The organism is Dechloromonas denitrificans (genome assembly GCF_020510685.1).
Classification (GTDB): domain Bacteria; phylum Pseudomonadota; class Gammaproteobacteria; order Burkholderiales; family Rhodocyclaceae; genus Azonexus; species Azonexus denitrificans_A.
Genome location: NZ_CP075185.1, coordinates 224,123 through 244,398 on the forward strand (window position 1 = coordinate 224,123; position 20,276 = coordinate 244,398).

At 62.1% G+C, this 20,276-nt stretch carries 21 protein-coding genes, 2 tRNA genes and 1 riboswitch; of the genes, 15 read left to right on the plus strand and 8 right to left on the minus strand.

The genetic code is table 11. The features are described 5' to 3' along the window. Window positions 1-16 precede the first annotated feature (16 nt). Complete coding sequence (locus KI611_RS01130; RefSeq protein ID WP_226419858.1) at window positions 17-892, plus strand: dienelactone hydrolase family protein; 876 nt, start codon at window positions 17-19, stop codon at window positions 890-892. Between the two features lie 63 nt (window positions 893-955). Further along, the gene (locus KI611_RS01135) at window positions 956-1,378 is read left to right on the plus strand and encodes a ProQ/FINO family protein (protein WP_226418010.1); all 423 of its coding nucleotides are present in this window, start codon (window positions 956-958) and stop codon (window positions 1,376-1,378) included. 109 nt (window positions 1,379-1,487) lie between these two features. On the opposite strand, the gene KI611_RS01140 is transcribed toward KI611_RS01135, so the two are convergent. The 8 genes from KI611_RS01140 to metK all read right to left on the minus strand — a co-directional run bounded on the left by KI611_RS01140 (window position 1,488) and on the right by metK (window position 9,919). Beyond that, window positions 1,488-4,628 carry an EAL domain-containing protein gene (locus KI611_RS01140; protein WP_226418011.1) on the minus strand — a complete coding sequence of 1,047 codons (3,141 nt, stop codon included), beginning with the start codon at window positions 4,626-4,628 and terminating at the stop codon, window positions 1,488-1,490. Window positions 4,629-4,865: 237 nt separating this feature from the next. Continuing rightward, window positions 4,866-4,941, minus strand: a tRNA-Lys gene (locus tag KI611_RS01145). 17 nt (window positions 4,942-4,958) lie between these two features. Next, window positions 4,959-5,034, minus strand: a tRNA-Lys gene (locus KI611_RS01150). Between the two features lie 136 nt (window positions 5,035-5,170). After that, window positions 5,171-5,995, minus strand: coding sequence for a methylenetetrahydrofolate reductase [NAD(P)H] (gene metF, locus KI611_RS01155; protein WP_226418012.1), 825 nt, complete (start codon window positions 5,993-5,995; stop codon window positions 5,171-5,173). Beyond that, a complete protein-coding gene (locus KI611_RS01160) occupies window positions 5,992-6,735 on the minus strand; it encodes a TlyA family RNA methyltransferase (RefSeq protein ID WP_226418013.1) in 744 nt (247 codons plus the stop codon). The genes metF and KI611_RS01160 overlap by 4 nt, the downstream gene beginning before the upstream one ends. Next, window positions 6,735-7,085 (minus strand): phage holin family protein, encoded by a 351-nt coding sequence (locus KI611_RS01165; protein ID WP_226418014.1) that lies wholly within the window; start codon window positions 7,083-7,085, stop codon window positions 6,735-6,737. The genes KI611_RS01160 and KI611_RS01165 overlap by 1 nt, the downstream gene beginning before the upstream one ends. Before the next feature lie 3 nt (window positions 7,086-7,088). After that, window positions 7,089-8,501 (minus strand): adenosylhomocysteinase, encoded by a 1,413-nt coding sequence (gene ahcY, locus KI611_RS01170; RefSeq protein WP_226418015.1) that lies wholly within the window; start codon window positions 8,499-8,501, stop codon window positions 7,089-7,091. An 81-nt stretch (window positions 8,502-8,582) separates the two neighbouring features. After that, window positions 8,583-8,644, minus strand: a riboswitch (S-adenosyl-L-homocysteine riboswitch). Window positions 8,645-8,755: 111 nt separating this feature from the next. After that, window positions 8,756-9,919, minus strand: coding sequence for a methionine adenosyltransferase (gene metK, locus KI611_RS01175; RefSeq protein ID WP_226418016.1), 1,164 nt, complete (start codon window positions 9,917-9,919; stop codon window positions 8,756-8,758). A 159-nt stretch (window positions 9,920-10,078) separates the two neighbouring features. On the opposite strand from metK, the gene KI611_RS01180 reads away from it, so the two are divergent. From KI611_RS01180 to KI611_RS01240, 13 genes are all read left to right on the plus strand, one after another. Continuing rightward, on the plus strand, window positions 10,079-10,921 hold the full coding sequence (locus KI611_RS01180) for a lysophospholipid acyltransferase family protein (RefSeq protein WP_226418017.1): 843 nt from the start codon (window positions 10,079-10,081) through the stop codon (window positions 10,919-10,921). A 6-nt stretch (window positions 10,922-10,927) separates the two neighbouring features. Next, on the plus strand, window positions 10,928-11,803 hold the full coding sequence (locus tag KI611_RS01185; RefSeq protein ID WP_226418018.1) for a lysophospholipid acyltransferase family protein: 876 nt from the start codon (window positions 10,928-10,930) through the stop codon (window positions 11,801-11,803). Continuing rightward, window positions 11,800-12,303 carry a GNAT family N-acetyltransferase gene (locus KI611_RS01190; protein WP_226418019.1) on the plus strand — a complete coding sequence of 168 codons (504 nt, stop codon included), beginning with the start codon at window positions 11,800-11,802 and terminating at the stop codon, window positions 12,301-12,303. Before KI611_RS01185 ends, KI611_RS01190 begins: the two co-directional genes overlap by 4 nt. Before the next feature lie 59 nt (window positions 12,304-12,362). Next, window positions 12,363-13,193, plus strand: a complete 831-nt coding sequence (dapF, locus tag KI611_RS01195; protein WP_226418020.1) for a diaminopimelate epimerase — start codon at window positions 12,363-12,365, stop codon at window positions 13,191-13,193. Further along, a complete protein-coding gene (locus KI611_RS01200) occupies window positions 13,190-13,861 on the plus strand; it encodes a DUF484 family protein (protein WP_226418021.1) in 672 nt (223 codons plus the stop codon). Before dapF ends, KI611_RS01200 begins: the two co-directional genes overlap by 4 nt. After that, a complete protein-coding gene (gene xerC, locus KI611_RS01205) occupies window positions 13,858-14,751 on the plus strand; it encodes a tyrosine recombinase XerC (protein ID WP_226418022.1) in 894 nt (297 codons plus the stop codon). The genes KI611_RS01200 and xerC overlap by 4 nt, the downstream gene beginning before the upstream one ends. Before the next feature lie 114 nt (window positions 14,752-14,865). Beyond that, window positions 14,866-15,018 (plus strand): hypothetical protein, encoded by a 153-nt coding sequence (locus KI611_RS01210; protein ID WP_226418023.1) that lies wholly within the window; start codon window positions 14,866-14,868, stop codon window positions 15,016-15,018. A gap of 73 nt (window positions 15,019-15,091) precedes the next feature. Next, window positions 15,092-16,285, plus strand: coding sequence for a class I SAM-dependent rRNA methyltransferase (locus tag KI611_RS01215; protein ID WP_226418024.1), 1,194 nt, complete (start codon window positions 15,092-15,094; stop codon window positions 16,283-16,285). 9 nt (window positions 16,286-16,294) lie between these two features. Beyond that, on the plus strand, window positions 16,295-16,576 hold the full coding sequence (locus KI611_RS01220; protein ID WP_226418025.1) for a hypothetical protein: 282 nt from the start codon (window positions 16,295-16,297) through the stop codon (window positions 16,574-16,576). 97 nt (window positions 16,577-16,673) lie between these two features. Further along, window positions 16,674-18,032 (plus strand): TonB-dependent receptor, encoded by a 1,359-nt coding sequence (locus KI611_RS01225; protein ID WP_226418026.1) that lies wholly within the window; start codon window positions 16,674-16,676, stop codon window positions 18,030-18,032. Between the two features lie 9 nt (window positions 18,033-18,041). Continuing rightward, window positions 18,042-18,938, plus strand: a complete 897-nt coding sequence (locus KI611_RS01230) for a metal ABC transporter substrate-binding protein (protein WP_226418027.1) — start codon at window positions 18,042-18,044, stop codon at window positions 18,936-18,938. Next, a complete protein-coding gene (locus tag KI611_RS01235; RefSeq protein ID WP_226418028.1) occupies window positions 18,935-19,513 on the plus strand; it encodes an ATP-binding cassette domain-containing protein in 579 nt (192 codons plus the stop codon). Before KI611_RS01230 ends, KI611_RS01235 begins: the two co-directional genes overlap by 4 nt. Beyond that, window positions 19,503-20,267, plus strand: coding sequence for a metal ABC transporter permease (locus KI611_RS01240; RefSeq protein ID WP_226418029.1), 765 nt, complete (start codon window positions 19,503-19,505; stop codon window positions 20,265-20,267). The genes KI611_RS01235 and KI611_RS01240 overlap by 11 nt, the downstream gene beginning before the upstream one ends. Window positions 20,268-20,276: the final 9 nt, after the last annotated feature.

Here is a 20,276-nt window from a genome sequence, read left to right on the forward strand (position 1 = left end):
ATGAAGGAGACCCATGATGAACCCCAATCCGGAATTCGACAGTCTTGTCCCGGCGCAATTCTTTGACCGGCGGAGTTTTCTCGTGACCAGCCTGGGTGCCGGTTTCGCGCTGGCCGTCCAGCCGGTGATGGCCCAGACGGCGATCCGGACCGACGACAGCGGTCTGCTGGCCGGCGAAATCAAGGTGCCGGTCAAGGATGGCGAGATGGTGGCCTATCGCGCGCTGCCCAAGGGGGCGAGCAAGGCGCCGGTGGTGCTGGTCGTCTCCGAGATTTTCGGCGTTCATGAATACATCAAGGACACCTGCCGCCGCCTGGCCAAGGCCGGTTACTGCGCCATCGCCCCCGAACTCTTCGCCCGCCAGGGTGACCCGCGCGGCATCGACAGCATTCCCGACATCCTGGCCAAAATCGTCTACAAGACGCCCGACGCCCAGGTCATGAGCGATCTCGATGCCTGTGTCGCCTGGGCCGCCAGTAAGGGGGCCGACACCAACCGGCTGGCGATTACCGGCTTCTGCTGGGGCGGCCGGATCAGCTGGCTGTACAGCGCGCACAATCCGCAACTGAAGGCCGCGGCGGCCTGGTATGGCCGCCTGGTCGGTGGTGCCAGCGAGATCACGCCGAAGCAGCCGATGGATCTGGTCGGCCAGTTGCTGGCTCCGGTGCTCGGTCTGTATGGCGGGCTGGATACCGGCATCCCGCTTGAAACGGTCGAGAGCATGGAAAAGGCGCTGAAACAGGGGAGCGCCGCCGCCAAGGTTTCCGAGATTCATGTTTATGACAACGCCCCGCATGCCTTCCATGCCGACTACCGGCCCAGCTACCGCAAGGAAGAAGCCGAGGACGGCTGGCAGCGCATGCTGGCCTGGTTCCGCAAGAGCGGTGTGTGACACTAATTTCGCGGCTGCGCGGCGTGCCTTCGTGCTACGCTTCGCGCCTCGAAAAGACAATGTATGACCATGACGACTGCCGAACCGACTGCAACCAAACCGATCGATGCCCGGGCCCTGCTCAAGGACCTGCAAAACCGCTTCGATGTTTTCCGTAACCACAGCCCGCTGGCCATCGGTATCGACAAACAGGTGTTTGCCCAGTTGCCGGAGCTGGAAAAGAAGGCGCTGCGCCTGGCCATGCGCAGCCACACCATCTCGACCCGCTACCTGAAGGAAATGGAAAAGGGAACGGTCCGCCTGAATCTGGATGGCACGCCGGCCGGCGAAGTCACCGACGAAAACCGTCAGCACGCTGCCGAGCTGCTGCGCGAGCGCTTCAAGAAGCAGGTCGAACAGCGCAAGGCAGCCGAAGCGGCGGCCAAGGCGGAACAGGTGCGGGCGGCAAAGCTGAGTCAGCTGGCCGAAAAATTCGGTCGCAAATAAGGGTTAGCGCCGGCTTTTGCTCTGTTCCGGCCGAGCAAGCCAGTCAGTAAAAGGCCAGTCATTTTGACTGGCCTTTCGTTTTTCAGAACGCATCGCCCGGTCGGGCAAATCAACGCTGCTCGACAAATTTCTCGAAGTCGGCGAGCGGCAAGGGGCGGCTGAAGAAATAACCTTGATAGGCATGGCAGCCGGCGTCGGCCAGGAAGTCGCGCTGCGCTTTCGTTTCAACCCCTTCGGCGATCACCCCGAGGCCAAGGCTCTGGGCCAGCGCGACGACGGTTTTGGCAATCGCCGCATCGTTCGGGTCGATCAGCACGTCGCGGACGAAGGACTGATCGATCTTCAACTGGTCGAGCGGCAAGCGCTTGAGGTAGGACAGCGAGGAGTAGCCGGTGCCGAAGTCATCGAGCGAGAAGCCGACGCCCTTGGCTTTCAGTGCGGACATTTTCTCGATGATCGCCTCGACGTTATCGACCAGCAGGCTTTCGGTCAGCTCCAGCTTCAAGTGCTGCGGATTGGCGCCGCTCTCGTCCAGAACGCCGAGGACCTGCTCGACGAAGTCGGCCTGGTGCAGTTGATGGGCGCTGACATTGACCGCCAGCGTCAGATGCGCCATGTCGGCCCGGCGCGCCCAGGTCGCCAATTGCCGGCAGGCCGTTTCCAGAACCCACTGGCCGAGCGGCAGGATCAGCCCGGATTCTTCCGCCAGCGGAATGAAATCGGCCGGCGACACCATGCCGCGCCGCGGGTGCTGCCAGCGGACGAGGACTTCCGCCCCGGTCAGGCGGTCATCATCGGCCATCTGGGCCTGGTAATGGAGCAGGAACTGGCCGTCCGCCAGCGCCCGCCGCAGATCGCCTTCGAGCGCCGCCCGTTCCTTGGCGGCGATCTCCATCGCCGGGTCGAAGAAGCGAAACGTATTGCGCCCCGCCGACTTGGCCTTGTACATCGAGAGATCGCTCTGCTTCATCAACTCGTCGATCGGTGTCCGGGCGCCATTGAACAAGGTGGCGCCAATGCTCGCCGTGCTGTGATGGCCAACGTCGCCGAGCTGGTAAATCTGGTTGAGCGCGGCAAGTATTTTCTCGGCAACCGTCTCGGTGCCATTGACGGCCTCCCGCTCATTGCCGCTCAGGCCGGAGAGAATCACGACGAATTCGTCGCCGCCCAGGCGGGCGACCGAGTCGCCTTCGCGCACACAGCTCAGCAGTCGCTGGGCGACTTGCTTGAGGAGCAGGTCGCCGACCTCGTGACCGAGCGTGTCGTTGAGCGTCTTGAAATTGTCCAGGTCGAGGAAGAGCAAGGCGCAGTAGTTGCCGCTACGGGCGCTGCTCCGCTGCGCCTGCTTCAAGCGATCGAGCAGCAGTGTGCGGTTGGGCAAGCCGGTCAACTGGTCAAAGAATGCCAGCGCCTCGATTTTTTCTTCGGCCTGCTTGCGTTCGGTAATGTCGTGGTGCGTGCCGATGTAATGCGTGACGACGCCATCATCACGCTTGACGGCCGTAATGGTCAGCCATTTGGGGAAAATTTCGCCATTCTTGCGGCGGTCCCAGACCTCGCCTTGCCAGCCGCCGGTGCGGCCGATGGTCTCCCACATCGCGCGATAAAAATCCTTGTCCTGACGTCCGGAATGGAGCAGGCGCGGTGTCTGGCCCAGCACCTCCTCGGTGCTGTAGCCGGTGTTCTCGATGAAGGCCCTGTTTACCCGCAGAATCACCCGGTTGGCATCGGTGACGATCATGCTTTGTTGCGACTCGAAGGCGACCGCCGCAATGCGCAGATCGTCCTCGGCCTGCTTGCGTTCGGTGATATCGTGAATGATCGAGAACAGCAGGGTGCGTCCGCCCATTTCCATCGGTGTCGCATGCACCTCGACATCGCGGATCTCGCCCGACGCGAGGCGGTGGCGGAACTGGAAATAGTTACGCTCCTCTTTCATCGCCCGCTGCCTGTCCTCGGCAATGCTGGCCGCCGGCAGGGTGTTGATGTTGCTAATCGGCATCCCGGTCAGTTGCGCCGATGAATAACCGTAATAAGCGGCGGCCGCCTTGTTGGCTTCCTTGATGGACCCGGTGGCCGGATCGATGATCAGCATCGCCGAGGAATTTTTCTCGAAAAAATTGCGGAAACGCGCCTCGCTCTCGATCAGCGCCTCCTCCCTTTGCCGCACCGTTTCGAGCAAGCGATTGAAGCCGCCGATCAATTGCCCGACTTCGTCCTGACGGGCGATAGGCAAGGGCCGCAGCGGCTGATCCTTCTCGGCCAGGCTGGCCAATGTCTTAATGGTCGCCAGCATCGGGGCCAGTTGCCGTCGCAACATCCACCAGGTCAGGAGGCCGGCCAGCACGGTGAGCAGGATCGTCGCCCCGATCATCCGCTGCTGCATGGCGCGAATTGGGGCAAATGCTTCGGCGGTGGGCAAAGCGGCGACCACGAGCCAGTTGGCGATCGGGATGCGGCGCGCCGATGCGAGTATTTCGGTGCCAAACGGATCGACGGTGACCGCCGTTTCATCATCGCCGGCAAGGTGTCGGTCGACCAGCGCGTTGACGCCGGGGGGCGGAAGCGACTGCATGATGTGCGCCTTGCCGCTGCCGGTGATGATCAGTCTGGCGCTCGGCTCTTGAAGAAGGTAGTAGCCGCTTCTGCCGTAGTGGTTCTCGGTAATCTGATCGAGGAAGTTCGGCGTGCTCAGGTTGGTTATCCCGCTCAGGACGCCGACGACGCCGCCCTCGGCATCGAGAATGGGGACCAGCATCGTGAAAATCGGGGCGCGCAGCTTTTTCCCCATCACCGGTCGGGCGATCATCGCTTTCCCCTCGCGCAGCACGGTGGCTACGCTCTCGACGTCCTGATAGTTGACGCCGATTCGTCCGGCTGTCCGAGGTACATCGGCAATTGCGGTGCCGGTGCGATCGAGGACGGCGATGCCGCCATTGAACTGGTTTTGCAGAACCGGGCGCTGTTCGAGGAAGTCCTGAATAGTCGTCGGGCCGCTCAGTACCGTTGGGCTGATGATTTTCGCCGTTGCCTTCAGGGCGCTTAGGCGATCCCCGAGTTCACGATTAATCTCGGCGGCGATGAAGGTAACCGTCGAAACCTGCTGCTCGCCGAGCAGGCGTTGCATGTCGTTGTGCAGCATCTGGCTGGCGTACAAGGCAAGCGTCCACAGGCCGCCGAGGAAAATGGCCAGCGTGAAGAGGGTTGCCCGGGTCTTGAGCGACCAGTTCTGAAAAATACTCAAGTTCATGCAGACGTTCACCGTTGATGAGCTTGCTCTACCTGTTGCGATAAAGCCTTGTTGATCCAATGCACGGCACGGATGTTACGGAGCATACCCGTCAAAGACCGATGGCGCCGCTCGTTTTCGGTGAATGTCCGCACTATGGATTGTGGTTTGGCTGACGACCACGCCGGAAACAAGCAGTCCAAAAAATGGACAAAGAAAAAGGCCAACCTGACGATTGGCCTTTATCCGGTGAATTCTTGGTGGGGCGCGACAGATTCGAACTGTCGACCTACGGATTAAGAGTCCGCTGCTCTACCAACTGAGCTAGCGCCCCAAGATTCCTTCTGCGACTGGTGGGTCGGCCGAGATTCGAACTCGGGACCAACGGATTAAAAGTCCGCTGCTCTACCGACTGAGCTACCGACCCGCCGAGGGAGCGCGAATTATATAGATGGGGTAAACCGGCGTCAACGAAATTGCTGTTTGTCGACAATTGTTCGTGAAAAAGCCTGAAAAAATCGGGCTATTCCAGGTTGCCGGTGCTTCGTGCCGCCAATCTTGGGTCAGGCGAGTCGCTGGCATATCTCGGTGGTCAGTGCCGACTGGTTCATGCAATAGAAATGCAGACCGGGGGCGCCGCCCTTGAGCAGGCGTTCGCACAACTCAGTGACGACATCGAGACCGAAGGCACGAATCGACTCGGCATCGTCGCCATAGCTTTCAAATTTCTTGCGCATCCAGCGCGGGATGTCGGCACCGCAGGCATCCGAGAAACGGGCCAGCTTGGTGAACCCGGCGATCGGCATGATGCCCGGCACGATCGGTATCGTGACGCCCAGCGCCCGCGCTTCATCGACGAAATGGAAATAGGCGTCGGCGTTGTAGAAATACTGGGTGATGGCCGAGTTGGCGCCGGCCTTGACCTTGCGGGCGAAGGCTTCGAGGTCATCCTTCGGGCTGCGGGCCTGCGGGTGCCACTCCGGGTAGGCGGCGACTTCGATGCTGAACCAGTCGCCGGTTTCGGCCCGGATGAATTCGACCAGTTCGTTGGCGTAGCGGAACTCGCCGGCTTCGGCCATGCCTGAGGGCAGGTCGCCGCGCAGCGCAACGGTACGTTTGATGCCGGCCGCCTTGTACTCGCCGAGGATTTCGCGAATGCTGTCGCGCGTCGAACCGATGCACGACAGGTGGGGCGCCGCATCGAAGCCTTCGGTGGCGATTTCCTTGACGACGGAGAACGTGCGTTCCCGGGTCGAGCCGCCGGCGCCATAGGTTACCGAAAAGAAGGCGGGTTTCAGTTTGGCCAGCTCGCCGCGCACGGTACGCAGCTTGTCTACGCCTTCCGGCGTTTGCGGCGGGAAAAACTCGATGGAGATTTCAGGGTTCATTTGTTCAACCAGATGAAAAATTCGCGGTTGCCGTCGCCGCCGGTAATCGGGCTGTCGAGCCAAGCGCGGACGGTGAGGCCAAGGTTTTGGGCGCAGTTCCGGAGCTTGCTTTCGACTTCGGCAAAAAGTGTCGAGTCGCGGACGATGCCGCCGCGGGCGACCTTGCCAAAGCCGACCTCGAACTGCGGCTTGACCAGCATCAGCAGGTCGCCGTGGTCGGCCAGCAGAGCCGGTAGTTGCGGCAGGATCAGGGTCAGCGAGATGAAGGAGAGGTCGCCGACGATCAGGTCGAAACCGGCTGGCGGGAACGCTTCGCCGAGATCGTCGGGGCTCAGCGCCCGGCAGTTGATGCCTTCGAAGCTGGTGACGCGTTGATCGGCGAGTAGACGAGGATGCAACTGGTCGTGACCGACGTCGACGCCGACCACATGGCGCGCCCCGGATTGCAGGAGGCGATCGGTAAAACCGCCGGTCGATTGGCCGACGTCGAGACAGGTCTTGCCGGCGATGGCAATGCCGGTTTCGCCCAGGGCGCCAGCCAGCTTCAGGCCGCCGCGCGAGACGTAGCGGTCGTCGGGGTCGCTGGTCACGGTCAGCGGTGTATTGGCGGCCAATTCCTGCGACTGTTTGCTGATCACCCCGCCCGCCCAGCTGACGCGCCCGGCAGCAATCAATCGTTGCGCAGCGGTGCGCGACACGGCGAGGCCGGACTCGACCAGCAGCTGATCGGCCCGCGGCATCAGGGTTTCCTGGCTGAAAAGAACAGGCTGCTGAGGATCCAGGAGATCAGGCTATAGACGATGGAGCCGAGCAGCGCTGGCCAGAAGCCGCCGACATTGAAGCCGTCGACCAGATTGCCGGCCAACTGGAAGAGCAGGGCGTTGATCACGAAAATGAACAGGCCCATGGTCAGCAGGGTGACCGGCAAGGTCAGCAGGATGAGCAGCGGCCGCAGCACGGCGTTGATCAACCCGAGCACGAGCGCCACCATCAGCGCCGTGCCGAAGCTCGCCACCTGAACCGAAGGCACCACATAAGGCAGCACCAGCAAGGCCAGTGCATTGACGATCCAGATGGCGAGCAGGCGCATGGCTTAGTAGCGGTAGTGGTCGGCCTTGTACGGGCCTTCCTTGGGGACGCTGATGTAGGCGGCCTGTTCGTCGGTCAGCTCGGACAATTGGGCGTTCAGCGTCTTCAGCTGCAGACGGGCGACCTTCTCGTCGAGGTGCTTGGGCAGCGTGTACACGCCAATCGGGTACTTGTTCGAGCCCTTGACCGCTTCCGTCCACAGTTCGATCTGGGCGATCGTCTGGTTCGCGAAGCTGGAACTCATCACGTAGGACGGATGGCCCGTGCCGCAGCCGAGGTTCACCAGGCGGCCCTTGGCCAACAGGATGATGCGCTTGCCGTCCGGGAAGATGACGTGATCGACCTGCGGCTTGATTTCTTCCCACTGGTACTTTTCGATCGAAGCGACGTCGATTTCGTTGTCGAAGTGACCGATGTTGCAGACGATGGCGTTGTTCTTCATCGCGACCATGTGGTCATGCGTGATGACGTGGAAGTTGCCGGTCGTGGTGACGAAAATGTCGGCCTTGTCGGCGGCGAATTCGGTGGTGACGACGCGGTAGCCTTCCATGGCCGCCTGCAGGGCGCAGATCGGGTCGATTTCGGTGACCCAGACCTGGGCCGACAGGGCGCGCATGGCCTGGGCGCAGCCCTTGCCGACGTCGCCGTAGCCGATGATGACGGCGACCTTGCCGGCGATCATCACGTCGGTGGCACGCTTGATGCCATCGACCAGCGATTCGCGACAGCCGTAGAGATTGTCGAACTTGGACTTGGTGACCGAGTCATTGACGTTGATGCCCGGGAACTTCAGTTCGCCGCGCTGATGCATCTGATACAGGCGATGGACGCCGGTGGTGGTTTCTTCGGTGACGCCCTTGATCTGGGCCAGGCGCACGGAGTACCAGGTCGGATCGACGGCCAGCTTGGCCTTGATCGCGGCGAACAGGATGGTTTCTTCTTCCGAGCCCGGCTTGGCGAGCAGCGAGATGTCCTTTTCGGCACGGGCACCGAGGTGCAGCAGCAGGGTGGCATCGCCGCCGTCATCCAAAATCATGTTCGAATAGCCGCCGTCGGTCCATTCGAAGATGCGGTGGGTGTAATCCCAGTAATCGACCAGGGTTTCGCCCTTGACCGCGAAGACCGGGATGCCGTCGGCGGCAATGGCGGCAGCGGCGTGATCCTGGGTCGAGAAGATGTTGCAGGAAGCCCAGCGGACTTCGGCGCCAAGCGCGGTCAGCGTCTCGATCAGGACGGCGGTCTGGATGGTCATGTGCAGCGAACCGGTGATGCGCGCGCCCTTCAACGGCTGGGTCTTCGCAAATTCTTCGCGAATGGCCATCAGGCCCGGCATTTCGGTTTCGGCAATGCGGATTTCCTTGCGACCCCAGTCGGCAAGGTTCAGATCGGCAATAACGTAATCTTTGAATTCAGCCACAGTAAGCTCCTAAATAACTGTGACGGGGAGGGGAAAGACGGCTTGGATACTCACCGGCGGCCCCCTGCGCCCGGCAGGGTTGATCAGTGAGCGCCGTTTTAAACCGAGCCTGGGAGTGATCTCCTGCAGCGCCCCTCGGTAGGCCGAGGATTATAAACCGGTTTTGGATTTTGTCGTCGGCCCGCTAGCGGTTCAAATTGTCCTGACGAAAAAGGGGAGCCGTGATGGCTCCCCTTTGTTGGTGCGTCGTGGTGTTACAGCCCGGCGTCGCCCTTGAGCAGGGCGGCGCGATCGGTACTTTCCCAGGTGAATTCCGGCTCGTCGCGACCAAAGTGGCCGTAGGCGGCGGTCTTCTGGTAGATCGGGCGGAGCAGGTCGAGCATGTTGACGATGCCCTTCGGCCGCAGATCGAAGTGTTTTGCGATCAGGGCGGTCAGGGTTTCGTTGCTGACCTTGCCGGTGCCGAAGGTGTCGACCATGATCGACGTCGGATGGGCAACGCCGATGGCGTAGGAAATCTGCACCAGGCAGCGCGAGGCGAGACCGGCGGCAACGATGTTCTTGGCGACGTAACGACCGGCATAGGCGGCGGATCGGTCCACTTTCGACGGATCCTTGCCGGAGAAGGCGCCACCGCCGTGCGGTGCGGCACCGCCGTAGGTGTCGACGATGATCTTACGGCCGGTCAGGCCACAGTCACCCTGCGGGCCACCGACGACGAAGCGACCGGTCGGATTGACCAGGTACTTGATGTCGCCCTTGATCAGTTCCTTCGGCAGCACCGGCTTGATGATTTCTTCAATGGTCGCTTCGCGCAGGTCTTCCAGGCTGATGTCCGGCGAGTGCTGGGTGGACAGCACGACGGTGTCGATCGAGTGCGGCTTGCCGTCGACGTAACGGATGGTGACCTGCGACTTGGCGTCCGGGCGCGCCCACGGCAGGCGACCGTCCTTGCGCAGCATGGCCTGGCGTTCGACCAGGCGGTGCGACAGGTAGATCGGCAGCGGCATCAGCGATGGCGTTTCGTCGCAGGCGTAGCCGAACATCAGGCCCTGGTCGCCGGCACCTTGGTCGAGGCCGTCGTCGTAGGCCTTGTTGACGCCCTGGGCGATGTCCGGACTTTGCTTATCGTAGGCGACCAGCACGGCACAGCCGCGGTAATCGATGCCGTAGTCGGTGTTGTCGTAGCCGATGCGCTTGATGGTGTCGCGCGCCACCTGGATGTAATCGACGTTGGCGTTGGTGGTGATTTCACCGGCCAGTACGACCAGACCGGTGTTGCACAGCGTTTCGGCGGCGACGCGGGAATGCTTGTCCTGGGCCAGGATGGCATCGAGGATGGCATCGGAAATCTGGTCGGCGACTTTGTCGGGATGGCCTTCGGAAACCGATTCCGAAGTGAAGAAGTACTCGCTCATGCGATGCTCCAATGGTCCTTTGATCTGGCGTTACCAGCCTCGGACCATGAGCGGGTGACGCTTTAGCAGAATTTGTAAATCGCCCCGCAAGTTGTCTGTTTAACTCGGCGATCCCATAATATTAAACTTTTCACGGCGGGTATCAACCCCCGGAGTCGCATGGTTTTTCTTTTCAGGATTCTTTCCCGGCTACCTTTGTCGCTGGTGCACCGCCTGGGTGGCTGGCTTGGCTGGCTGACCTATCTGCTGTCGCCAACCTATCGTCGCCATGTGCAGGAGAACATGGCGCAAGCCGGTATCGATTCAGCGCTACGCGGCGCGGCGGTGGCCGAGGCGGGCAAGCAAATGGTCGAACTGGCCCGCATTTGGTTGCGGACGCTGGCGGAGACCAACGCCCAGGTCGTCGAGGTATGCGGTTGGGAGCATGTCGAGGCAGCACAGCAGGCCGGCAAGGGCATTGTTTTCATGACGCCGCATCTCGGTTGTTTCGAGATTACCGCCCAGTATTATTCGGCCTTCGGCGATGTGACCGTGCTTTACCGGCCGCCGCGTCAGGCCTCAATCCAAAAAATGATTCTCGATGGCCGCAAGCGCGAGCGTCTGCATCTGGCGCCGGCCGATTTGTCGGGGGTGCGGGCGCTGATCAAGGCGCTGAAAAAAGGTGAAGCGATCGGCATGTTGCCGGATCAGGCGCCGAAAGTTGGCGAAGGCGTCTGGCTCAAGTTCTTCGGCAAACCGGCCTATACGATGACCCTGGCGGCACGCCTGACCGAAACCGGGGCGACGACATTGATGGCCTGGGGCGAGCGGTTGCCGGCCGGACGTGGCTACCGCCTGCATTTTCACCCGCCGCGCCAGCCGCTGAGCGGAGCTACCGTGGAGCGCGCCCAGCAGATCAATCATGAGATCGAGGCGCTGGTCCGCGAATGTCCGACGCAGTACCTGTGGGGTTACAACCGCTACAAACAGCCGGGCGGCGCCGATGCGCCGCCGGTGGAGTAATTTGTCTTGAAACTATTGTTTACTTATCTTCTGGTTGGTTTTCTCTGGCTTTTGCACTGGCTGCCCTTGCCTGTCCTGCGGGCTATCGGCGGTGCGCTGGGTGCCCTGCTGTACGCGGTTGGTCGCGAGCGGCGCAAGGTGGCGTTGACCAATCTGCGCCTGTGTTTTCCGGAAAAAACGGAAGCCGAACGCGAGGATCTGGCGCGCCGCCATTTCATTGCCTTCAGTCGCGCCGTGCTCGACCGGACGCTCGGCTGGTGGGCATCGAAGGAGCGACTGGAGCGCATCATCCGGATCCACGGTGCCGAACATTTGAACGATCCGGAAGGCAAACCGATCATCCTGCTGTCGCCGCATTTTGTCGGTCTCGATGCCGGGGCGACGCGAATTTCGATGTACGTCACCGGTTGCAGCGTCTATTCAAACCAGAAGAATCCGGTTTTCAACAAGTTGCTTTATGATGGCCGCAAGCGATTTAACCCGACCGTGCTCTTTTCCCGTCAGGAGGGGATGCGCGGCATCATCAAGGCAATGAAGGCGGGGCATCAGTTCTACTATCTGCCGGATATGGACTTTGGTCCGAAGGAATCGATTTTCGTGCCGTTCTTCGGCGTGCAGGCCGCGACTATCCCGGGTGTTGCCCGGCTGGTCCGCCTGACCGGGGCCAGGGTGGTTGCCTGCATCACCCGTCAGGTGGCGGATGGCTACGAAGTCGAGGTGATGCCGCCCTGGCAAGACTTCCCCGGGGCAAGCGTCGAGGCGGATACGGAGTATGTTAATCGGTTTATCGAAAGCCAGGTACTGCGCATGCCGGAACAGTACTTCTGGTTGCACAAGCGGTTCAAGACCCGGCCACCCGGAGAACAGAGGTTTTACAAATGAGCAGCCTGAACATCGAAATTCGTCCCGTCACGCCGCCCGACGTGCCGGCCATCTCGACACTGGCCCGCGAAATCTGGCAGGCCACCTACCCGGGCATCATCACCCAGGAACAGATCGACTTCATGCTCGAACAGCGTTACGGCCACGAACGGCTCTATGACGATATCGAGGATGCCGACAAGTGGCTGGATCAGGCCTTCCATGAAGGACGTCGCGTCGGCTTCGCCTTCAGCGAGATATACAAGGGTGAGTTCAAGCTCGACAAGCTTTATATTCATCCGGATGTTCAGCGCAAGGGCGTCGGCGGCCAACTGATCGCGCATGTCGCGGCGCGGGCCAAGAAGCTGGGTTATCCGTGCGTGATCCTGGCGGTGAACAAACGCAACGACAAGGCCATCGGTTCGTACAAGAAATACGGTTTTGCCGTGCGCGAGGCGATTGTTGACGACATCGGTCACGGTTTCGTGATGGACGATTTCGTGATGGAGAAAAAACTTTAAGAATTTGAGACAAGTTGCTGTCTCTGCTATTCTTTTTTAATTACTCAGCGGAGCGGCATGTGAAACTCAAATTCTCGAAAATGCACGGGCTGGGCAACGACTTCGTTGTCCTCGACGGCATTCGTCAGCAGATTTCCCTGACCCCGGAACAGCTGCGCTACCTGGCCGATCGCCATTTCGGCGTCGGCTGCGACCAGATTTTGCTGGTCGAAAAGCCCAGTCAGCCGGAGATCGATTTTCGGTATCGCATCTTCAATGCCGATGGCAGCGAGGTCGAGCAGTGCGGCAATGGCGCACGCTGCTTCGTCCGTTTCGTGCATGAAGCAGGGCTGACCGACAAGCGCGAAATTCGCGTTGAGACGAAAAGCGGCATCATCGCGCCGCGTCTCGAAGCGGACGGCAGCGTCACCGTGGACATGGGCATTCCGCGCTTCTCGCCAAACCAGATTCCCTTCCTGCACGACGACGATGTGATCATCTACTCGCTCGACGTGGCAGACGAAACACTCGACATCAGCGTCGTCTCGATGGGCAATCCGCATGCCGTCCAGGTTGTCGATAGCGTCGATCTGGCGCCGGTTGGCGAGCACGGTCCGCTGATCGAAAACCACGAACGCTTTCCGCAGCGGGTCAACGCCGGCTTCATGCAGGTGATCGACCGGCATGCCATCAAATTGCGCGTCTATGAACGCGGGTCGGGCGAAACGCTGGCCTGTGGCACCGGTGCTTGCGCCGCGGTGGTCGCTGGCATTCGCCGCGGCCTGCTCGATTCGCCGGTGCGGGTCAGCACGCGTGGCGGTGATTTGAGCATCGTCTGGGGCGGCGCCGAGCGGCCCGTGCTGATGACCGGACCGGCAATGACGGTCTTCACTGGAGAAATTGAATTATGAGTGCGCTGTTCCCCGAAGATGTTGCCGATTACCTGAAGAACAACCCTGGATTTTTCGAGCAGTACGCCGACCTGATCGCGCAGATTTTCCTGCCGCATCCGCATGGCGGCCGCGCCATTTCGCTGGCCGAGCGCCAGATGCTGACCTTGCGCGAGAAGAACCGGCAAACGGAAAGCAAGCTGGCCGAATTGACTGCCTTTGGCGAGGAAAACGATGCCATCAGCGAGAAGGTGCATCGCCTGGCCGTGGCGCTGGTTGCCGCTGAAACCTTCCAGGCGGTCATTCATCTGTTGAACTTCCATTTGCGCGACGACTTTACCGTGCCGCATGTCGCGCTACGCTTGTGGAACACGCCGGCCGACATCGATGACCTGCCGGAATTCGCCGCCGTCAGCGAAGAGTTGCAGGTTTTCGCCGAAACGCTCAGCCGTCCGTATTGCGGTTCGACCGCCGGCTTCGGTACCGCTTCGTGGTTCGGCGAGCATGCCAATCACGTTCGCTCGCAAGCGCTGATCGCGCTGCGCAACGGCGGTGGCACGATCGGCATGATCGCCTTGGGCAGCGAAGAGACGCAGCGTTTCTACGCCGACATGGGCACGCTTTACCTCGAACGTCTCGGCGAGATGGTTTCCGCCGCGCTCGCCCGGGTGACCAAGAGCGTACTGTGAGCTCCACTGCTGCCGTCGCTGCGTATCTGGCCGAGCTGGCCGAGCAACGGCGGCAGTCGCCCCATACCGTCAGCAATTACCGGCGCGATCTCGTCCGTTTGGTGACGCTGGCTGGCGAAACGCCGCTGGCCGAACTGCAGGTCCATCACGTTCGCCGTTTTGTCGCGCAAATGCATGGCCAGGGCCTTTCCGGCCGTTCGCTGGCGCGGCTGTTGTCGGCCTGGCGCGGCTTTTTCAAGTGGTTGGGGCGAGGCGACGTGGTGCGCGCCAACCCCTGCGACGGCATTCGCGCCCCGAAATCCCCGAAGCATCTGCCGAATGCCCTGTCGGTCGATGAGGCGGCGCATCTGCTCGAACCCGATGACGAGGCCGATCCGGTACTGGCGGCACGCGATGCGGCGATGTTCGAGTTGTTCTATTCATCAGGCCTGCGCCTGGCCGAACTCGCGGCGCTCGATTTCGCAGCCCTTGAATCGGCGCTCGATGAAGGTGAAATTCGCGTCCTCGGCAAGCGCAGCAAGGCGCGCATTGTCCCGGTCGGCAGCAAGGCCCGCGAGGCGCTCGCCGCCTGGGCTGCGCTGCGCGATACCTTGGCGGCGGTCAACGAGGCTGCCCTTTTTGTCAGCCGGCGCGGCACGCGCATCAGCCATCGCATGATCCAGTTGCGCCTGGCCCGCCGTGCCGTGCAACTCGGCCTGCCGCAACACGTCCATCCGCACATGTTGCGCCACTCCTTTGCTTCACACGTGCTGCAGTCGTCCGGCGATTTGCGCGCGGTACAGGAAATGCTCGGCCACGCCAGCATCGCTTCGACGCAGGTCTATACCCATCTCGATTTTCAGCATCTGGCCAAGGTCTATGACTCGGCGCATCCGCGCGCCAAGCGCTAGCGGTTGGCTTCGGCGGCCGGGGAAAATCGACAAAAAATACGCTTCAATTGACCTTTTCTTCGCCAGCCTCTATTATTGGGAGTTCAAAATTTCGCCGGAATCAAGGAGTTAGTCATGGCTATCAATCGTACCCGCCGTTCGTCGCTGGAACGCCGCAGCGTTTCCAAGTCCACCAAGCGCCTGTTCAAGGGCACCGGCAAGACCATGTTCAAGGTCATCTACGCTGCCGAATGCCACGCACGCAATCGCAAGGCACTGGGCGCTTAAGCCAATTCAGGTTTGTTGGGCCCCGGTTACCTTGCGGTAACCGGGGCCTCTTGCATTTGAGGTCGAGAAAAACATGGCTCAGCTGATTCTCATGCCGGGTAAGGAACGCTCCGCGTTCAAGCAGCATCATCCGTGGTTGTTTGCCGGTTCGGTCGGGCGTCTCGAAGGCAGGGCCCGACCGGGTGATACGGTCGAGGTGCTGGCCGACAATCTGCGCCCGCTGGGCCGTGCGGCGTACAGTCCGAAATCGCAGATCCGTGGGCGTTTCTGGACTTTCGATCCGGAAGAATCGGTGGATGATGCCTTCTTCAAGCGCCGCGTTGCGGCGGCCGTCGAACGGCGGCAGGCCCTGCCCGAGTTGCTTGGCCAGGCCGGCTTGCGGCTGATCCATGCCGAGTCGGACGGGCTGCCCGGGGTGATTGCCGACCAGTACGGCGATACCGTGGTGCTGCAGCTGACTTCGGCCGGGGCCGACAAGTGGCGCCACGCGATTGTTGCCGGGCTGGTCAAGGCGACCGGCTGCGCCCGCATCTACGAACGTTCGGATTCCGACGTGCGCGGCCTCGAAGGCCTGGAGCCGACCACCGGCTGGTTGTACGGCGAAGCGCCGACGACCCCGCTGGCCATCGCCGAAAACGGTGTCAAGTTGGCGGTCGATATCGTCGGCGGCCACAAGACCGGCTTCTATCTCGACCAGCGCGACAACCGCGCCTTGCTCGGCCAGTTGTCGGCCGGCAAGGATGTCCTGAACTGCTTCTGCTACACCGGCGGCTTTTCGCTGCAGGCTCTGGCTGGCGGCGCGGCGAGCGTCCTTTCGATCGATTCCTCCGGCCCGGCGCTCGAGCAGGCCAAGGCCAATCTGGCGCTGAATCCGCAACTGCCGGCCGAACGGGCCGAGTGGCGCGAGGCTGACGTCTTCCAGGCGCTGCGCGATTTTCGCAAGGAAGGGCGGTTGTTCGACCTGATCGTCCTCGATCCGCCCAAGTTCGCCCCCTCGGCCGCCCATGCGGAGCGGGCCGCCAAGGCTTACAAGGACATCAATGTCTTCGGCTTCAAACTGTTGAGGCCGGGCGGTCTGCTGATGACCTATTCCTGTTCCGGCGGCATCGGCCTTGAGCTGTTCCAGAAGATCGTCGCCGGCGCGGCCCACGACGCCGGGCGCGAGGCGCGCATTGTCCGGCGTCTGGCCGGGGCGGCCGACCATCCGGTGGCACTGAACTTTCCGGAAGGTGAATATCTCAAAGGCTTGCTCGTCCAGGTCGATTAAACTCTCATCGTGAATTCGCTGCGCCATCTTCTTCTCGTTGCCGTTCTCCTCTTCGCCCAACTGGCGGCGGGGGCGCATGCCGTCGGGCATGCGGTGGACAACGAGGGGGCGCCGCCGACGCACGTCTGCGAACTCTGTCTGGCGGCGCACGACCTCGGTTCGGCCCTGCCATCGCTGGCGGTGTTGCCGCCGGTCGTCACTGCCTATGTGCGGCCGGAAACGCTGCAAACGCATGCGCGCACAGCCTTCCCGCCGCCGCTGGCGCGCCAACGCGATCCTCCTTCTGCCTGAAAACTGCCTTTTCTAAAGCGTCGCCCGCCTGACACGGCTTGTCTTTACCGAGACGCGCCGTTGGCGGCCGAACCCGTGCATTTTTCAGGAGAATCCCATGCAGAAGTCTTTTGCCATGGCTGCCTTGCTTGCTGCGTCGTGCGCGGCCCAGGCGGCTGGCAGTGATGCCGATCTGGCCGCCATTCGCGCCCAGATCGCCGAAATGAAGCAAAGCTACGAGCAGCGCATCGCCGCGCTCGAAAACAAACTGGCCGAAGCCGAGAGCAAGACGGCTCAGCCGGCCCAGGCCCCAGTGGTTGCCGCCGCCCCGCAGGCGCAAGCCTCGGCCAGCGCTTTCAATCCAGAAGTGTCGCTGATCCTCCAAGGCAAGTTTCGCCAGATGAAGGATATTCCGAACCGCGGTATCACCGGATTTTTTCCGGCCGGTATCGAAGGCGCCAACAAGCGCGGCTTCTCGGCCGATGAAACGGAGCTCGTGCTGGCCGCCAACATCGATCCTTACTGGCGCGGCCAAGCAATTATTGCCATGGCCGATGGCCAGGCCGAAGTCGAGGAGGCCTGGTTCCAGTCACTGGCTATCGGCCATGGCGTCGGCCTGAAGGCCGGGCGCTTCCGCTCCGGTATCGGCTATATCAACGAGCAGCACCCGCATGCGCGCGATTTCGCCGATGCGCCGCTGATGTACCAGGCGATGTTCGGCGACAGCTACGCCCAGGATGGCGTGCAGCTCAAATGGCTGGCACCGACGCCGCTGTTTGTCGAGTTGGGTGCGGAGGTCGGCCGCGGCGCCAATTTCCCGGGCACCGAGCGCAATCGCAATGGCGCTAACGGGTCGGCGCTCTATGTCCATGTCGGCGACGACCTTGGGATTTCGAATAGCTGGCGGGTCGGCATGTCCTGGCTGAAGACCAAGGCGGGCGAGCGTAGTGCCGATTTCACCGATCTGGCCGGGGTGACGGCGCAGGGTGCCTTCAGCGGCGACTCGACAACCTGGTTGGCCGATTTCGTCTGGAAATGGGCGCCGAACGGCAATCCGAAATACCAGAACTTCAAGTTCCAGAGCGAGTACTTCTCGCGGGAGGAGAAGGGGGCCCTGAGCTGCCGTTCGGATGACGCGGCCAGCCTGTGCAATGTCGCCGTCGACAGCAGTTACCGGACGCGCCAGTCCGGCTGGTATGCGCAAGGCGTCTACCAATTCACACCCGAATGGCGGGCCGGTCTGCGTTACGAGCAACTCGACAGCGGCACACGCGATTTCGGTCTCAATGCGGCGAATCTGGCAGTCGACGCCTACAAGCCGAAGAAAGCCACGGCGATGATCGATTACAGCTGGAGCGAGTTCTCGCGCGTTCGCCTGCAGTTTGCCCAGGACAAATCGATGCAGGGCATTACCGACAATCAACTCACCATGCAGTACATCATGAGCCTGGGTGCCCATGGTGCGCACAAGTTCTAGGAGCGGACGATGCGCAAACAACTATCCCTTTTGTTACTGACGCTGGCCGCCTTGCCGGCCTGGGCCAATCTCAATGTCTTTGCCACCGTGCCGGAATGGGCGGCGCTGGCCAAGGAGATCGGCGGCGACAAGGTCACCGTCTATAGCGCCACCACCGCCTTTCAGGATCCGCACCGGATCGAGGCCAAACCGTCATTGCTCGCCCAGGCGCGGCGGGCTCAGCTGGTCGTCGCCGCCGGCGCCGATCTGGAGATCGGCTGGCTGCCGCTGGTCGTCCGCGATTCGGGCAATTCGACGATACAGCCCGGTAGCCCGGGTTATTTCGAAGCCGCCAACTACGTCAATCGTCTGGATGTCCCGGCCGTGCTTGATCGTGCCCATGGCGATGTGCATGCGGCGGGCAATCCGCATACCCACCTCAATCCGCATAACGTGATGCTGGTCGGTGCGGCTCTGGCTACCCGCATGGCGGAACTCGATGCCGCCAATGGTCCGGCCTATCAGGCCGGCTTCAAGGCATTTGCCGGCAAGTGGCAGACGGCGATGGCCCGCTGGGAGAAGGCGGCCGCCCCGCTGCGCGGCGTGCCGGTGCTGGTCCATCATTCTTCCTTCGTTTACCTGACCAACTGGTTGGCGATGAAGGAGGTCGGGGCGCTTGAACCAAAGCCCGGCATCGAGCCGAGCAGCGGACATCTGACCGGGTTGCTGGCCAAGCAGCAAGCGACGCCCGCCAAAATGGTGCTGCGCGCCGCCTACAACCAGGATGGTCCGAGTCAGTGGATTGCCGGCAAGGCGGGCATTCCGGCGGTGCTGCTGCCCTATACGGTGGGCGGGACGGCCGAGGCGAAAGATCTCTTCGGCCTGTTTGACGACACGCTGCAACGTTTATTGAAAGCTCTACCTTGAGTTTCCTGCTGCGCATCGAGCACTTGGTGGCCGGCTGGCAACGGCCGGCCACCCAGCCCGTCGACCTGACGCTGGCAGCCGGTGAGATCGTCGGCCTGACCGGCCCCAACGGCGTTGGCAAGAGCACGCTGCTGGCGGCCTTGGCCGGCCGGGCAACCGTCTTCTCCGGTCGTCTCGAACGGCAACCGGGGCTGCGCCTGGCCTTGCAGACCCAGGATATCCCGCCGGTCGACGGCCTGCCGCTGGCCGGCCGGGAATTGCTGGCGCTGACCGGCGCCAGTCCCGCCGGCCTGCCACCCTGGCTGGCCGAGCGCATCGATAGCCGCCTCGACCGCCTGTCCGGCGGTCAGCGCCATTACCTGGTGCTGTGGGCCATTGTGCAGGCGCCGGCCGACCTTGTGCTGCTCGACGAACCCACCAACAATCTCGATGCCGCCGGTGTCGCCCACCTGACGGCTCACCTGCGCGAGAGGGCCGAAGCCGGGGCGGGGGTGATTGTCGTCAGTCACGACGCCGCTTTTGTAGAAGCCGTCTGCGATCGCGTCATCGTACTGGGAGCCGGCGATGTGGAGTGACCTCTTCCTGGTGCCGTTCCTGACCGGCCTTTGTCTTGCCATCGTGCTGCCCCTGCTCGGCTGTTACCTGCGGTTGCGCGATGAATGGCTGGCGGCGCTGGCCTATTCGCATGTTGCCGCTGCCGGTGCCTTGCTCGCCCTGGTCATCGCCATGCCGCCGGTGCTCGGCGGTATGGCGGCGGCCGGCCTGGTCGGGGCCGGCAAACGGTTTTTTGCCAGCAAGCTGGCCGGTGGCGCCAGTTATGCCTTGCTGCTGCTCGGCGGCTGGGCGGTGGCGGTCTTGCTGGCGGCCAATCATCCGCTGGCCGAGCGCCTCGGCCATGCCCTGTTCGATGGTCAGCTCTATTTCTCGAGCAGCGAACAGCTCTGGCTGGTTGCCGGCGGTAGCCTGATCGCCTTGGCCATTCTGCGGGCGCTAGCCAAACACCTGCTGCTGGCCCATGTTTATCCCGATTTTTTCCGTCTGCGCGGTCTGCATGCCTGGCCAACGCAGAGCGGCTTCGATGTGCTCGCCGCCTTGCTGCTGGCCCTGGCGACCATGAGCATCGGGGTGATGGGGGCATTTGCCCTGGTCTTCATTCCGCCCTGGCTGGCCTTCCGGCGGGCGCCCAACTGGCGGCGCGGGCTGCTCCTTGCCCAAGTCATCGGCGTCCTCGCCTATATTGCCGGCTTTCTACTGGCGCTCGGCCTGGACCAACCGTTCGGGCCGGTCCTGGCGCTTCTCCTGATTGGCATAGGGCTGGTCATTGCATGACGCCGGATG